This is a genomic window from Streptomyces sp. NPDC104367, assembly GCF_055583825.1.
In genome coordinates, this window is the sequence record NZ_JBVJND010000021.1 from 52,725 (window position 1) to 66,745 (window position 14,021).

The following is a 14,021-nucleotide window of genomic DNA, read 5'->3' on the forward strand; positions in this document are numbered from 1 at the left end:
TACAAGGGGGCCGCCGACATCCGGGCCCGGCATGACTGGTCCCCCTGCCGAAACGGATGACACGGGCAGTATCAGCGGGTCCTGCGGGTGCCGTCGGAGACGCTGTGATCTACAACCTGCCGAGCCCGTCGGCGAGCTGGCGCATGAGCCGATCGAGTACCTCGGTGAGAGAGGACTGTCCGTCCGACAGCCAGTGTTCGTACGCGGAGATGGCCGCCGCCAACGCGGTATGGCCGGAGAGCCTGGGCACCATGTCCTCGGGGGACAGGCCCATGCGTCCCGCGGTGAACTCGGCGACTATGCGGCGCCAGGAGGCGTAGCGGAGGGTGGCGTCGGCCTGGAGGGCGGGCACGGTCAGGATGAGCGTCATGCGCTGCCGGTGCCAGGGCACGACGGACGGATCGAACCGGTTGAACTCGACGACGGCCTCGCGGAGCGCGTCCATGACCGGGACACCGGGCGGCACCGCGCTCAGAAGCTCACGGAACCCGCTCAGCTGCTGGTCGAAGTCGCCCCACACGAGGTCGTTCTTCGAGGTGAAGTAGCGGAAGAAGGTACGCCGGCCGATCCCCGCCGCGCGGGCGATGTCGTCGATCGTGGTGTCGTCGAAACCCTGGAGCGCGAACAGGCGGAAGCCGATGCGTTCCAGCTCGGCCCGCGAGGTGGCGCGGGGCCGTCCGTTCCTGCCGCCGGCGGCCTCCGGCCGCTCTCTCGCGGGCAGTGACCCTTCCGCGACGTTTCCGCTCTGCGATGTCGACTCCACGCCCGCCTCTTTCCGCCTGGAGGCATTCCACCACAGGGCTGTCCGGACGGCGGCGGGCAGGCGCGTCCCGGCGGCGGGGTAGGCGACGGGGTAGGTCAGTCGGAGGACGGGAGCTGCTTCGATTCCTTGACCCCGAGCGGCGTGTCATCGACCGCGAGTGACCCCTGGCCGGCCTTGGTGCAGAGAAGCTCCAGCTTCAGATCCTCACCGGCGGTGTAGCGCTTCCCCAGCTGGGTGCCCGCGGCCCTCCTTGGGTCCAGCTCGATGTCGTCCGTTGTCGTTGTGCCGCCGTTGATGGCGACCATCAGGTGTCCCCCGCACTCCAGGGGGACGTCCTGGCCGGGTGCGACGACCACCACGACCTCGGTGGTGCAGACGGCGCTCCGAAATCGTGCGCCGGGCTTCAGATGGACCACAAGAAACTCCTCTTTCGCATACGTGCGGGCGTTCCAGGCCGCCTGTGTTCGCCGTTCATGTGCGCGCGATGCGCGAACCGGCGGCAGTGGCGGTCAGGCGGACGCTTCGCTACGGGATCGCACACGGATCGGCGAGGGCTTGCGCCAGTCGTCCACCCCGTCCTCGACACGGGCGGCGGGATAGCCGTCGTCGCGCAGCTCAGCCCAGTGCGCGTGGTTGAGCTGGTGCAGCGCGAAGCCGGCCTGGAGGCCGTTGTAGAACCCCATGTTGTCGACCGCCTGGTTCACCGACTCCTTCACCAGCAGCGAGGCCGCCGTCGGAAGTGAGGCGATGCGCCGGGCGAACTCCAGCGTCCGGTCGGCGAGGGAGTCGCTGGGGAACACTCTGGAGACCATGCCGATCTGGTAGGCCTCCTCGACGCCCAGGCTGTCTCCCGTCAGCAGCAGTTCCTTGGCGCGCCGCGGCCCGAACTCCCAAGGATGCGCGAAGTACTCCACGCCGCACATACCGAGCCGCGTGGCGACGACGTCGGCGAACTCCGTCCCCTCGCTCGCCGTGATCAGGTCGCAGGCCCACATCAGCATCAGTCCGGCCGAGAGGACCTTCCCCTGCACCTGCGCGACAGTGATCTTGCGGAGGTTGCGCCAGCGAAGGGTGTTGCGGAAGTAGAAGCTCGATTCCTGCAACATGCGCTTCTCGGCCGCCTGCCGCGTGCCGCCGTGGGACCTGAACGTCGGATGCTGGCCGGGCCCTGGGCTCCGCTGCGCGGCCGCCTCCGCGGAACCGAGGTCATGGCCCGCGCTGAAGGACGAGCCCGCGCCGGCCAGGATGACGACCCGGACCGCGTCGTCGGCCTCGGCGTCGGCGAAGGCCTCGTCCAACTCGACCAACAGCCCCCGATGCTGGGCGTTCCGCTGCTTCGGCCGGTTCAACGTGATGCGAACGATCCGGCCGTCGTCCAGGCGCTCGACTGTGACGTGGTCCATGTCGAATATCCTTCCCAGCTCTACCCACGACCAGCAGTCACTGAAAGTGGTGTACTACTATTACGGTTTGGTATGTGCCTCTTGTCAATGAGCTGCTCGTCCTGTTGTGGAGTCGCCCGTCCTGTCGGGGAGCCACTCACTGGCAGGCCGCGACGCCCCGAGAGGCGGTCGAGGGCTCTCATGCGTTTCCGGGTCGAGGGTGCTTCCAGTCGATCGCGCCGATGCCGTCGAGCGTCCACGGCTCGTCGGACGTGACGGAGCGGATCGAGCGCCAGCCCTCCAGCTCGTCGATCTCCCCGCCGCGCACCGCGAAGGCGCGACCCGTGATCGGGCAGTCGGCCTGTGCGAGAAAGGCGACCAGCGGTGAGATCTGTGCGGGGTCCCAGGCGTCGACGCCGGTCTCCGGCTTGGCCATCCGGTCCTGGAGGGCCGGCGCGGCCAGCGTGAGTCGGGTGCGGGCCAACGGGACGATGGAGTTCGCCCGCGCCCCGTACCGCCCGAGTTCGAACGCCGCGACCTGGGTCATGGCCAGGATGGCGGCCTTCGTGGCGGCGTAGTTGATCTCGCGCGGGACCACCGTGGTCGTGCCCGAGCCGGACGAGGTGTTGATGATGCTGCCGTCGACCCGGTGGCCCGCCTTGCTCCGGCCCTGCCAGTACGCGGCGGCATGGTGCAGCATCCCCGCGTGCCCCTTGAGGTTCGCCGTGATGACGTCGTCCCACTGCTGTTCACTCAGGTCGGTGAGGAACGCGTCGCGCAGGATCCCGGCGTTGTTGACCACGACGTCCAGGCCGCCGAACTCCGTGACCGCCTGTTCGACGACCCTCGCGGCTCCCGCCCAGGTCGAGACGTCGTCCACGTTGGCGGTCGCCGTGCCGCCCGCGGCGCAGATCTCGGCCGCCACCGCGTGCGCCGGCGAGGTGCCGGATCCGGTGCCGTCGTGCGCCGCGAGGTCGTTGACCACGACTTTGGCGCCCTCGTGCGCGAAGAGCAGGGCGTGTTCGCGGCCGATACCCCGTCCGGCTCCGGTGATGACCGCGACGCGGCCGTCGAGCTTTCGCATCGTCTTCCCCTGTCTCCTGGTATGTGGGTGAGCCCGCATGGACGGGCGGGGAGTCGCTGGGTGCCTCCGCGCTCCAGTGGGGTCGCGGGAGGGGGATCGGGGCGGATCCGGTCGTGATCGAATGACCGAGACGCGATCCTTAAAGTAGGATACTATTAAATTGGCGCTGTGGCCATGTACACCACCCGCAGGGTGCCCTCGTAGAGATCGGAGCAGGCAGGCATGGATCCTGAGGCAAAGGCTCTTCGGGCGTTGTTCGGCGAGGTCAGCAACTGGGGGCGCTGGGGCGAGGACGACGAGGCCGGGACGCTGAACCTCATCGGGCCCGACGAGCGGCTCCGCGCGCTGGCCACGGTGTCGGAGGGTGTGACCATCAGTTGTTCGCGCGACATCGAGAAGTCCGGGTCGGAGCACAACTGGAACCCGGCGCAGTGGTCGCTCCTGCAGGGCGGGGATGTCGCACCGGCCGAGGGTGTCGGTGTGGCGACCGACACCCTGACGATCGCGCCGCACGGCGGGACCTTCACCCACCTCGACGCCCTGTGCCACGTGTCGTTCGACGGGCTGATGTACAACGGCCGCCCCGCCTCGCTCGTCGCCTCGAACGGGGTGCGGGCCAACGACCTGTCCGCGATGGTCGACGGCGTCGTCTCACGCGGAGTCCTCCTCGACATCCCCGCACTGCGCGGCACCGATTTCATCCCGGCCGATGACCCCGTCCGCCCTGAGGAACTCGACGCCGCGGAGCGCGAGTTCGGGGTCCGTGTGGGGCCCGGCGACATCTTGGCCGTCAACTGCGGTCGCGAGGCGCGGGTGCTGGCGGAAGGGCGGGAATGCGAGCGCGTGGACGGGCAGACGACTCTCTCTGGCATGACCACGGAGTGCCTGCCGTGGCTGCGAGAGCGCGACGTGGCCGTACTGATGAGTGATGGCGGCAGTGACGCCCTCCCGCGGCGAACGCCGTATCTTCCCGTCCACGTCGGTGCGTTGGTGTTCATGGGTCTTCCGCTGGTGGACAACGCCTCCCTGAGCCGACTGGCCGGCCACGCGCGTGCGGTCGGTAGGTGGCAGTTCGCCTTCGTGCTCGCACCGCTGCGGTGCCTGGGCACGACCGGCACGGCCATCAACCCGATCGCGCTGTTCTGAGGCGAGCGGGGCGAGCTTCGACCGCGGCCGCTCGTATGGGGCTCCCCGCTTGACGGGTGGACGGTGAAGCGGTGCGGCTTCGGCCTTCGCCGGTGCCACCGCAGGCTGCCGGGGCACGGAGGCCGGCCCAGCCCAAGTGAGCGGTGCTGGACAAGGAACCGAAGGCTCCGGCTCGTCACCGTTGCGACCCTGGCCCGTGGTTGTCGCAGGAGCGGCTCCGGAACGGGCTATCCGCGGCAGCCTAAACGGCTGCGGTCAACGGCTGTTCGGTCCAGATCGTCTTGCCGCGCCGGCTGTAGCGGCTGCCCCAGCGCGCGGTCAGTTGGGCGACGAGGAAGAGGCCGCGGCCTCCTTCGTCAGTCGTGCGTGCGTGGAAGAGGCGGGGCTGGGTGTTGCTGGGGTCGGTGACCTCGCAGACGAGTACGTTCTCGCGGATGAGCCGCAGGCCGACCGGACCGCCGGCGTAGCGGAGGGCGTTGGTCACCAGTTCGCTGACGATGAGTTCCGTGGTGAAGGCCAGCTCGTCCAGTCCCCAGATGCTCAGTTGCCGGGCGGTCACCATTCGGGCCTCGGCGACCATCGCCGGGTCGGCGGGGAACTCCCAGCTCGCGGTGGAGTCGGCAGGGATCGCGCGGGTCCGTGCGAGGAGAAGAGTGATGTCGTCGTCGGGCCGGGTGTCGTCGGGGCTGCCGAGGAGGGTGCGCCCGATGGTGTCCAGTTCCTGGCCGGAGCGGCAGAGGGTGGCGAGGTCGCGCGCCAGGTCCTGGACGCCGCTGTCGAGGTCGCCTCCGTCGCGGGTGTGGCGTGCGATCAGCCCGTCCGTGTACAGGGCGAGGACGCTGCCCGGGTCGAGGGTGAGCGTGGTGGTCTCGAAGGGCATGCCACCCACTCCGAGGGGCGGGCCGGGGGATACATCGACCGCTTCGGCGGTGCCGTCGGGGTGGACGAGGAGCGGTGGCAGATGTCCGGCGCTCGCGAGGGTGCACACGCGGGTGACCGGATCGTAGACGGCATAGAGACAGGTCGCTCCGATGGTGTCCCGTAGCTCGGGAGGCGTCTCGCCGGCGAGCTGCTGTACGAGGTCGTCGAGGTGGGTGAGGAGTTCGGCCGCGTCCAGCTCCATGCCGGCCAGGGCGTGGACGGCGGTGCGCAGGCGGCCCATGGTGGCGGTGGCGGCAAGGCCGTGACCGATGACATCGCCCACGACGAAGGCCACCCGGAGCGAAGGCAGCGGAAGGGCGTCGAACCAGTCGCCGCTGATCTCGGCTCCACCGGCGGCAGGCCGGTAGAGCCCGATGGTCTCCGCTGCCGGCGTCCGGGAGGCGGTGCGGGGGAGCAGGCGTCTTTGCAGGGCTTCGAGGGCACGGTGCTCACGCGTGTACCGGCGGGCGTTGTCCACGCCCAGTGCGGCCCGTGAGGCGATCTCGGCCAGCACGTTCGCGTCCTCTTGGCCGAAGGGCTCGTCTTCCCGGGTGCGCCAGACCACCACCTGGCCGAGAAGCAGACCACGCGCGGTCAGCGGAGCTGCCATGGCTGACTGCCCCTGCTCGGGCACGATCAGTCGGACCAGCTCCGGGCTGTCCTCGAACGAAGCGAGTACGGTCGACCGGTTCGGCATGATGAAGGTCTCGCCGTGCTGGTATCTGCGCAGCTTCGGATCGTCCGGCACTGGAGGCATCGGCGCGCCGGGCTGAAGGAGTGCCGGGGGCCAGGTGCCGGAGGCGGAGGCGACTGCCGCTCGGCGCAGGTGCAGGCGGCCTCCACCGAGAATCTTCGGAGGTTCGTTTCCCGTGAATACGGCCTCCGCGAGGTCGGCGGAGGCCAGCTCGCCGAGCGCCGGGACGAGGACGTCCACCAGGTCCTGGGCGGTGCGCGTGACGTCCAGGGAACCGCCGATGCGGGCGGCGGCCTCCTGCCGGAGATCGAGTCGACGACGGGCCCTCAGGCGCTCGGTGGCGTCCGTGAACATCGTGGCGACACCGGCAGGACGGCCGGTCGCGTCCTCCAGCCGGAAAGCGGACACGGACAAGTCCAGGTGCCGTCCCGGACGCTGCGGGGACCGGATCCGCAGTTCTCTGTCGAGCGTGGGCACGCCCGTGGCCAGGACCTCGCGCAGGACACCTTCGGCGCTCTCCGTGTCCTCCGCGGACATCATCTTGATCAGCCGGTCACCGGCCGACGGCGTAGATTCGCCGAAAAGCCCGGGAACGAGGTTGGTCCGTACGAGGGTCAGGTCCGCGTCGTGAAGAGCGATGCCTATCCGGTCCTGGCCGAGGAACGCCCGCAGGAACGCGGCGCCCTGCTCCCAGCCGGTGACGAGCCGGGTCGCGGCCGCGAGGACCAGTGACCCGTCGTCGTCCTCCTCCCACCGCACCGCGTGGTAGGTGACGTCGACCCGTCCTCCGGAGCGGTGTCGCAGCACGGCCTGACCAGTGACCGAGATGCCGGTCCCACAGCCCGCGGCCGTGGCGGTCCCGAGGGACGGATCGGCGAACAGTTCGCCCACCGGCCGGCCGCAGGCTTCTTCAGAGCGCACGCCGAGCAGGTCGGCAGCGGCGGCGGACCATCCCCGTACGATGCCTTGGCCGTCGACCAGGGCTGCCGCGATGCTGCCGAGGCAGAACGCTTCCCCCTGGTGGTCACGTCCTGGAGCGGTCATTTCGCCCCTCGCCGATGGTGATCAATCGATGCACCCAGTATGGAGCGAAATTCATCTGGCTGCTGTGCGGCCAGGGCGTGAGCGGAGAGGCCGGCGATATGGAGTGGATGGGCGCAAAGCTGAGTGGCCAAACCAACGGCCGAGGTGCGGACCCGGATTGTGGCCTCGTCGGCGCGGGCACTGTACGCGCGCGGCCATGGTCATTCCGTCCATGCCTCCGATGCCGTTTGGGCCTCGGGACTGTTCATGGTCGCGCGGGCAGCGGCCGCCTCTCGATCACCTGTTTCATGACGATCGTGGAGTTGATGCGCTGCACGCCTGGCAGCCGGACCAGTTTTCCCTCGTGGAGATCCTGGTACTCGGCGAGATCGCCGGTGACAACGCGCAGCAGGTAGTCGGGATCGCCGAAGAGGCGCTGGGCCTGTACGACGTTGGGGATGGCGGCGACACCCGCGTCGAAGGCGTCGAGGGTGTCCCAGTCCTCCTGGCGCAGGGAGACGAAGGCGAGCACCTCGAAACCGAAGCCGACCGCGGCGGCGTCCACCGCGGCGTGGTAGCCGCGGATGACGCGTGCGCGTTCGAGTTCACGCAGGCGTCGCTGACAGCGGGAGAGTCAGTCGACCTTCCTCCTGAAGTTCGGCATGAATCTTGCGATCTACAGCATCCATGTGCGAGATCTTCCCACCTCTCAGTCCCTCGGGGTAAATGAGGCAAAAGATTGGACGTGGAGATTCTCTACCTTTGGCGCATGGACAGCATTCCCTTCAAATCCTTGCCCCCGAGCCCGTCAATCCGCTGAGCCTGCTCACGCTGGAGCAGCTCCGACGGCGTACGAGCCTCAAGTGGCGGAGCTACCCGGACGACGTGCTGCCGCTGTGGGTGGCGGAGATGGATGCGCCGCCGGCCAAGCCCGTCGCGCGGGCGATCAACGACGCCGTGATGCTCGGCGACACCGGCTATCCCACCGGGGCGGGGTACGCCGAGGCCCTGGCGGAGTTCGCGCGTGAGCGGTGGGGCTGGGACGGGATCGAAGTGGGGCGCACCGCGATAGTTCCGGACGTGATGCTGGGCATCGTCGAGATGCTCAAGCTGGTCTCCGGGCCCGATGATCCGGTGATCGTCAACCCGCCGGTGTACCCGCCGTTCTACCAGTTCGTCGGGAACATGGGCCGCACGATCGTGGAGGCGCCGCTCGACCAGGCCGGCAGGATCGAGTTCGGCGTCCTGGAGGACGCTTTCGGACGGGCCGCGCGGCGCGGTGGTCGGCCCGTGTATCTGCTGTGCAGCCCCCACGATCCGACCGGCACCGTGCACACAGCCGCGGAGCTTGAGGCCGTGGCGCGGCTCGCGCGGGCCCATCACGTACGCGTCGTCGTGGACGAGATCCACGCCCCGATCGTGGCGGAGGGCGGGCGGTTCGTGCCGTACCTGAGTGTGCCCGGCTCGGAGGACGGGCTGTCGCTGATGTCGGCGTCCAAGGCGTGGAACCTGGCCGGGCTCAAGGCGGCCCTCGCCATAGCAGGCCCGGACGCGGCGGAAGACCTGGCGCGGATTCCCGAAGAGGTGAGCCACGGGCCCAGTCACCTCGCCGTCATCGCCCACACCGCCGCGCTGCGGGACGGGGGAGGCTGGCTCGACACGGTCCTCGACGGCCTCGACGACAACCGCCGGCTGCTCGCCGACCTGCTGGCCGAGCAGCTGCCCGCCGTACGCCACGTGCCGGCCCAGGGGACCTACCTGGCGTGGCTGGACTGCCGCTCGCTGGGGCTGCGCGGCGATCCCGCGGACGTCTTCCTGGAACGCGGCAGGGTGGCTCTGAACTCCGGCGCGGGCTTCGGCCCGGGTGGCGCCGGCTTCGTCCGGCTGAACCTGGCGACGTCACCCGAAGTGCTCTCGGACGCGGTCCGCCGGATGGCGGCCGTGCTCGGCTGATCAGGAGAGCGCGGCCGGACGGAACAGGGATCGGCGAAGGGAGGGCATCGATTCCTTCGGACACCGCTGGTGAACGCCCCCCGGCTCCGCCCCACAGGTTCTGTCCGGTGGGGCGGAGTGGCTGTGCGGCAGGACCATGTCCCGATGGAGCGAACGACGGCCCGCCGCGGACAGGCTGGCCGGCGGTCAGTCCTGGTCCGAGGAATCGAGGGCCGGATAGTCCGTGTAACCGACGGCACCGGGGGTGTAGAAGGTGTCGGGGTCGGGGGAGTTCAGCGGCGCGCCGGCGCGGATGCGTTCGGGCAGATCCGGATTCGCGAGCGACAGGGTGCCGACGCTGACGATGTCGGCAACGCCGTCTTCGACGTCCTGGGCACGTCGGGCGACATCGCTGCCGGCCCTGTTGAGGATCAGGGCGGTCGGCCACAGCTTCCGGAGGGTGTGGAGGAGGTCCTCGTCACCGCCGTGGGCGAGGTGCAGATAGGCGAGATCGAGTGGGGCGAGGGCCTGTACGAGCGCCGGGTAGAGCTCCTGGGTGTCGCTCTCCGTGATGTCCCCCATCTTGAAGGGGTTTCCCGGGGAGAGACGGATGCCGGTGCGGCCCGGTCCGATCTCGTCGGCCACGGCCTTGGCGACCTCCACGGCGAACCGGATGCGGTTCTCGACGGTGCCGCCGTACCGGTCGGTGCGCTGGTTGGTGTCGGCGGAGAGGAACTGGTGCACGAGGTAGCCGTTGGCGCCGTGGATCTCGACCCCGTCGGCTCCCGCGGCGACCGCGGCCGCGGCGGCGCGACGGAACTCGTCGACCGTCGCGGCGACTTCCTCCGTGCTCAGTTCGCGGGGCACCGGCATCTCCTGGGGGCCGGTGGGGGTGAACATGACTCCGGCCGGCCGAATCGCGGAGGGAGCCACCGGCTGGCGGCCGTGGGGCGTGTTGTCGGGGTGTGATATCCGTCCGACGTGCATCAGCTGGATGACGATCCGGCCGTCGGCCTTGTGCACGGCATCGGTGACCCGGCGCCACCCGGCGATGTGCTCCCTGGAGTAGACGCCCGGGGTCAGGAGGTAGCCCTGTCCGTCGGCGGAGGGCTGGGCCCCCTCGGTGATGATGAGGCCGTGCCCGGCGCGCTGGGCGTAATATGTGGCGTTCAGCTCGGTCGGGGTGCCTTCCGGGGTCGAGCGGGCTCGGGTCATGGGGGCCATGACCAGCCGGTGCGGCAGAGCGATCTCGCCGACGGTGATCGGATTCCAGAGGGCATTCATCAAAGGCTCCTCGGCCATTCGGGAGGGAAAGGGGCAGCTGCGGACGTGCGACTGCTCGGCTGGGTCGACCACGCCACGCGTCGAGCACTTACAGCTTTATATTATAGTCATAATACCATGGTGGGCTTGATTGCGGGGTTGGTGTGCGCGACGGGCGGATGGTCCATGGTGTGCCGGTCGCACCTGTGATCCATATCGCCTTGAAATATTAGAATTACGTTCGCAATACTATAGGTGGGTAGAGGCCGGTGGAGTGTGCGCGGTCCTCATGACGAGTGGAGGAGCGCATGGCGCGCTACGGCAGAGAGCACAAGCAGGAGACGCGGCAGCGGATCATCGAGACGGCCGGCCGTCGGCTCAAGAGCGACGGCATCGACGGCTCCGGCATCTCGACCCTCATGGCTGACGCGGGGCTCACCAATGGTGCCTTCTATGCGCATTTCGCCTCCAAGGACGACCTGGTCGCCAACGTGATAACCGATCAGTTGCACACCCAGCACGCGGGCTTCAGCACCCAGATCGCTCCCGGACGCGCCGGCGTCGAGCAACTGGTGCGCGACTACCTTTCGCCTGCCCACCGTGACAACCGGGCCGGCGGATGCCCCAACGCCGCTCTCCTGGACGAGATCGGCCGCTGCGGCGACGACACCCGGCAGGCGTACACCGACGGCGTGCTGGCCGTGGCCGACGAGGTCGCCGCTCGCCTGGCCCCCCACGACCCGTCCTCGGCGCGCGTTCAGGCACTCGGTGTTCTTGCTCTCCTCTTCGGGACACTTCAGCTCTCGCGTGCCCTGTCCGACCCCCGGCTGGCCGACCAGGTACTCGAACAGGGCGTCTCTCAGGCCCTCACCCTGCTCGACGCCGAGGGCTGACAGGACTGAGGTCTGCCGCCGGCGGCAAGGATCAGCCGGTACGGGCCTGCTGACCCTTCCTTGGCTTCCCGTCCTCCGGCGAGGCGGGAAGCCAAGGCTTCCCGGTGCTGCGGCCGTCACTCGACCGAGGACGCATACCGGGGCCCGCGGGCCGGCCCGGTGACCGCCGGAGGTCACGCCACCGGCGGAGCGGGGGCGAGCACGCGGCCGGCGTCTCCGCCCCTGACGCTCCCCAGGCTGTTGGCGACGGCCTCGTGCGGCACCCCCAGCGGCACCTCGCTCACCTCGGAGAGGTGCGCGTACTGCTCGGGGGTCAGCACTACCTCCAGCGCGCCCAGGTAGTCGTCGAGCTGAGTGAGGTTGCGCGGCCCGATGATCGGAATGAACGAGGTCGCCGCGCGTGCGGCGCGCTCGCGGAGCCAGGCCACCGACACCTGGGCCGGGGTCGCTCCGGTCGCCTCGGCGATCGCGAGAACCCGGTCGACGATCGCCGTCTTCTGGTCGGTGCTCTCCGTGTGCACAAGCGTCTTGAGGTCGCTCAGACGTCCGTCCGCGCTGCCCCGGTACTTTCCGGTGAGCAGTCCGCCGCCGAGCGGGGACCACAGGGCGGCGCCGAGCCCGAGGCTCTCCGCCATGGGCAGCAGTTCCCGGTCGGCCGACCGCTCGACGAGGCTGTACTCGATCTGGATCCCCGTGACCGGTGCCCAGTTCCTGAGGTCGGCGAGGGTGGCGGCACGGGAGACGCGCCAGGCCGGGAAGTTGGACAGGGCGGCATGGAGGATCTTGCCGGACCGGACCAGGTCGTCGAGACCCCGCAGGATCTCCTCCATGGGGGTCAGGTCGTCAGGGAAATGGACCCAGTACAGATCGACGTAGTCGGTGCCGAGGCGCTTCAGGCTGGCCTCCAGCGAGGCGATCATGTTCTTCCGGCTGTTGCCGGTACGGGAGATGCCGGGCTGTGGCGTGGCTCCTTGGGTGAACTTGGTGGCCAGGACGAAGTGGTCCCGGTCGGTGGTGAGGAACTTCCCCAGCAGCTCTTCCGACTCCCCGAACTGGTAGTTGTTCGCGGTGTCGAGGAAGTTTCCGCCGGCCTCGGCGAACCGGTCGAACATGCGGCGCGCTTCGTCCGGATCCGCACCGGCTCCCCAGCCGGTGCCGAAGTTCCCCGTTCCGAGGGCGTACTCGGAAACGCGCAGCCCCGTCGTCCGTCCGAAGGTCGTGTAACGCATCAGGTCTCCTTGGGAGTTGGCCATCAACCGATCGAGTTGTGGTGCGGCCACCCCGCCGACGGCACGGGCGACTGCCGGCGCGGACCCTACCGTCAGGGAAGGGACCGGGCGTGGGAGCCGCAGGCGAAGGTGCCGTCCCTGCGCGGAGCGGCCGATCCTGGTAAGAAGATCGGTCTACTTTTGGGTCACCGTACTTGGCTGAAGCGCCCATGTAAAACGATCGGTATCCTGGAGTGGTGACCGAAACCACCCCTGTACGCGCGCGCGGCGGGCGCGGCGCCCGGGAGCGGATCCTCAAGGCTGCGACCGAGCTCTTCAAGGCGCAGGGGATCAACGCGACCGGGATGGACCAACTGGCCACCGTGGCCACCGTGTCGAAGCGCACTCTGTACGTGCATTTCGCCAGCAAGGAAGAGCTCGTCCAGGCTTATCTCCAGGGTCTGGACGAAGAGCTTCTGCCGGCCCTTGTGCCGCCCGGCTCCGAGGGCTCGGATCCGCGTGAGGAACTCCTCGCGGTGTTCGACCGCGAGACCCGGCGCACGGTTTCGCCGCGGCGCGGGTGCCCGTTCCTGAACGTCAGTGTCGAGGTGCCGGATCCGCAGCATCCTGCCCACCAGCTGGCGGCGGTGCACAAGACGGAGTTCGCCCGCCGCCTCGCGGACGTCGCCCGACGAGCCGGAGTCCGCGCGCCGGAAGTCCTCGGTGAGCGACTCGCACTGCTCTTCGACGGCGCGGTCGCCCGTAGCGTCGTGCTGAACAGCGCCGAGACCTTCCACTGCGCGCGATCCATCGCGGAATCGCTCATCGACGCGGCTCTCTCTGATGCCCGGCCGTCCTCTTAGCGAGGGCGCGCGGGGGAGGTGTCACCGCCCTTGACCGGACGCGCCGGCGGCGGCTTTGGACGCCACTCGGGCAAGCTCGTGGAGAGCGGTCCTGCATCCAGACCTGATGCCGGTGCGTCGAGAGCCGGCTGAACCTGCACGTCGTTTGTGCACTGGCCATGCTCCATGGCGCGGACCACGGAGCTGCTGGAGAAGCGGCTGTATCAGACGGAGCCCCCTCGCCAGGAGGACACACTCACGGCGAACAGGCGTGACCTCTACGGCATGCTGCTGGTGATGAGCCGGTGGCGGGGCTGGCTGATGAGGCCGGGCCGCCCGTGGTGATCCACCACGGTGTCTGCGGGACGCTCACTGCCCGAACGCCCAGGCCACCATCAGCGGGAGCTCTTCTCGCCAGAATGCGTCGCCATGCGATCCGACCCTCTCGGTCATCACGACGTCCGCGCCCGCATCGCGCAGTGCGACCGCCCACCGCGTTGCGTTCTCGTGGAAGAACGGCTCCAGGGTGCCGGCGACGAAATATGCGCGTGGAAGCGAGGGCGGCAGTGCGCCGGAGGGCTGGTAGCCGGCGCCCGGCGAGGCGCAGAAGATCGCACCGTAGACCTTCGGGTGTCCAGCCCGACAGCGATCGCCAGCTCTCCACTCGCCGAGACGCCGAACACCGTGGTGCGCTCGGCGGGTGGCGCGACGCCGAAGCGCGAGCGCGTCCACCGGCGGACGTCTTCGACGAAGAACTCTTCGTGGGCCGCGAATTGTTGCGGGTCGAAGCCTGGTGAGTATTCATGCAGCCGTTGCGTCTCGTCGGCCGACCGGTGTGCACCGACGATCATCGTGGGCGGCAGGTCGGAC

General features: G+C 69.2%; 13 protein-coding genes and 1 pseudogene. 5 read left to right on the plus strand and 9 right to left on the minus strand.

Annotated features, from left to right (window positions below):
* Window positions 1-109: 109 nt before the first annotated feature.
* From mftR to ACZ619_RS28605, 4 genes are all read right to left on the minus strand, one after another.
* On the minus strand, window positions 110-763 hold the full coding sequence (gene mftR / locus ACZ619_RS28590; protein WP_469604715.1) for a mycofactocin system transcriptional regulator: 654 nt from the start codon (window positions 761-763) through the stop codon (window positions 110-112).
* A 95-nt stretch (window positions 764-858) separates the two neighbouring features.
* The gene (locus ACZ619_RS28595) at window positions 859-1,179 is read right to left on the minus strand and encodes a hypothetical protein (protein ID WP_469604718.1); all 321 of its coding nucleotides are present in this window, start codon (window positions 1,177-1,179) and stop codon (window positions 859-861) included.
* Window positions 1,180-1,272: 93 nt separating this feature from the next.
* Complete coding sequence (locus tag ACZ619_RS28600; protein WP_469604719.1) at window positions 1,273-2,166, minus strand: enoyl-CoA hydratase; 894 nt, start codon at window positions 2,164-2,166, stop codon at window positions 1,273-1,275.
* 178 nt (window positions 2,167-2,344) lie between these two features.
* Window positions 2,345-3,229, minus strand: a complete 885-nt coding sequence (locus ACZ619_RS28605) for an SDR family NAD(P)-dependent oxidoreductase (RefSeq protein ID WP_469604722.1) — start codon at window positions 3,227-3,229, stop codon at window positions 2,345-2,347.
* A 252-nt stretch (window positions 3,230-3,481) separates the two neighbouring features.
* Between ACZ619_RS28605 and ACZ619_RS28610 the strand changes: the two genes are divergently transcribed.
* On the plus strand, window positions 3,482-4,375 hold the full coding sequence (locus ACZ619_RS28610; protein ID WP_469604724.1) for a cyclase family protein: 894 nt from the start codon (window positions 3,482-3,484) through the stop codon (window positions 4,373-4,375).
* A 241-nt stretch (window positions 4,376-4,616) separates the two neighbouring features.
* Here ACZ619_RS28610 and ACZ619_RS28615 read toward each other — a convergent pair whose 3' ends face one another.
* Both ACZ619_RS28615 and ACZ619_RS28620 read right to left on the minus strand, forming a co-directional pair.
* Window positions 4,617-7,034, minus strand: a complete 2,418-nt coding sequence (locus tag ACZ619_RS28615) for an ATP-binding SpoIIE family protein phosphatase (protein WP_469604726.1) — start codon at window positions 7,032-7,034, stop codon at window positions 4,617-4,619.
* 244 nt (window positions 7,035-7,278) lie between these two features.
* Window positions 7,279-7,702, minus strand: a pseudogene (locus ACZ619_RS28620) (Lrp/AsnC family transcriptional regulator).
* 73 nt (window positions 7,703-7,775) lie between these two features.
* On the opposite strand from ACZ619_RS28620, the gene ACZ619_RS28625 reads away from it, so the two are divergent.
* Window positions 7,776-8,966: a MalY/PatB family protein gene (locus tag ACZ619_RS28625; RefSeq protein WP_469604729.1), complete on the plus strand. Its 1,191-nt coding sequence runs from the start codon at window positions 7,776-7,778 to the stop codon at window positions 8,964-8,966.
* A gap of 186 nt (window positions 8,967-9,152) precedes the next feature.
* Here ACZ619_RS28625 and ACZ619_RS28630 read toward each other — a convergent pair whose 3' ends face one another.
* On the minus strand, window positions 9,153-10,232 hold the full coding sequence (locus tag ACZ619_RS28630; protein ID WP_469604731.1) for an alkene reductase: 1,080 nt from the start codon (window positions 10,230-10,232) through the stop codon (window positions 9,153-9,155).
* A gap of 284 nt (window positions 10,233-10,516) precedes the next feature.
* On the opposite strand from ACZ619_RS28630, the gene ACZ619_RS28635 reads away from it, so the two are divergent.
* The gene (locus tag ACZ619_RS28635) at window positions 10,517-11,101 is read left to right on the plus strand and encodes a TetR/AcrR family transcriptional regulator (RefSeq protein WP_469604733.1); all 585 of its coding nucleotides are present in this window, start codon (window positions 10,517-10,519) and stop codon (window positions 11,099-11,101) included.
* Between the two features lie 173 nt (window positions 11,102-11,274).
* On the opposite strand, the gene ACZ619_RS28640 is transcribed toward ACZ619_RS28635, so the two are convergent.
* Window positions 11,275-12,330 (minus strand): aldo/keto reductase, encoded by a 1,056-nt coding sequence (locus tag ACZ619_RS28640; RefSeq protein ID WP_469604736.1) that lies wholly within the window; start codon window positions 12,328-12,330, stop codon window positions 11,275-11,277.
* A 236-nt stretch (window positions 12,331-12,566) separates the two neighbouring features.
* Here ACZ619_RS28640 and ACZ619_RS28645 point away from each other — a divergent pair, with 236 nt between their 5' ends.
* Entirely contained in the window at window positions 12,567-13,172 is a 606-nt protein-coding gene (locus ACZ619_RS28645) for a TetR/AcrR family transcriptional regulator (protein ID WP_469604740.1), read from the plus strand.
* Between the two features lie 165 nt (window positions 13,173-13,337).
* Window positions 13,338-13,496 (plus strand): hypothetical protein, encoded by a 159-nt coding sequence (locus ACZ619_RS28650; protein ID WP_469604743.1) that lies wholly within the window; start codon window positions 13,338-13,340, stop codon window positions 13,494-13,496.
* Window positions 13,497-13,520: 24 nt separating this feature from the next.
* Here the strand turns inward: ACZ619_RS28650 and ACZ619_RS28655 are convergent, their stop codons facing one another.
* Complete coding sequence (locus ACZ619_RS28655) at window positions 13,521-13,883, minus strand: hypothetical protein (protein ID WP_469604745.1); 363 nt, start codon at window positions 13,881-13,883, stop codon at window positions 13,521-13,523.
* Window positions 13,884-14,021 lie beyond the last annotated feature (138 nt).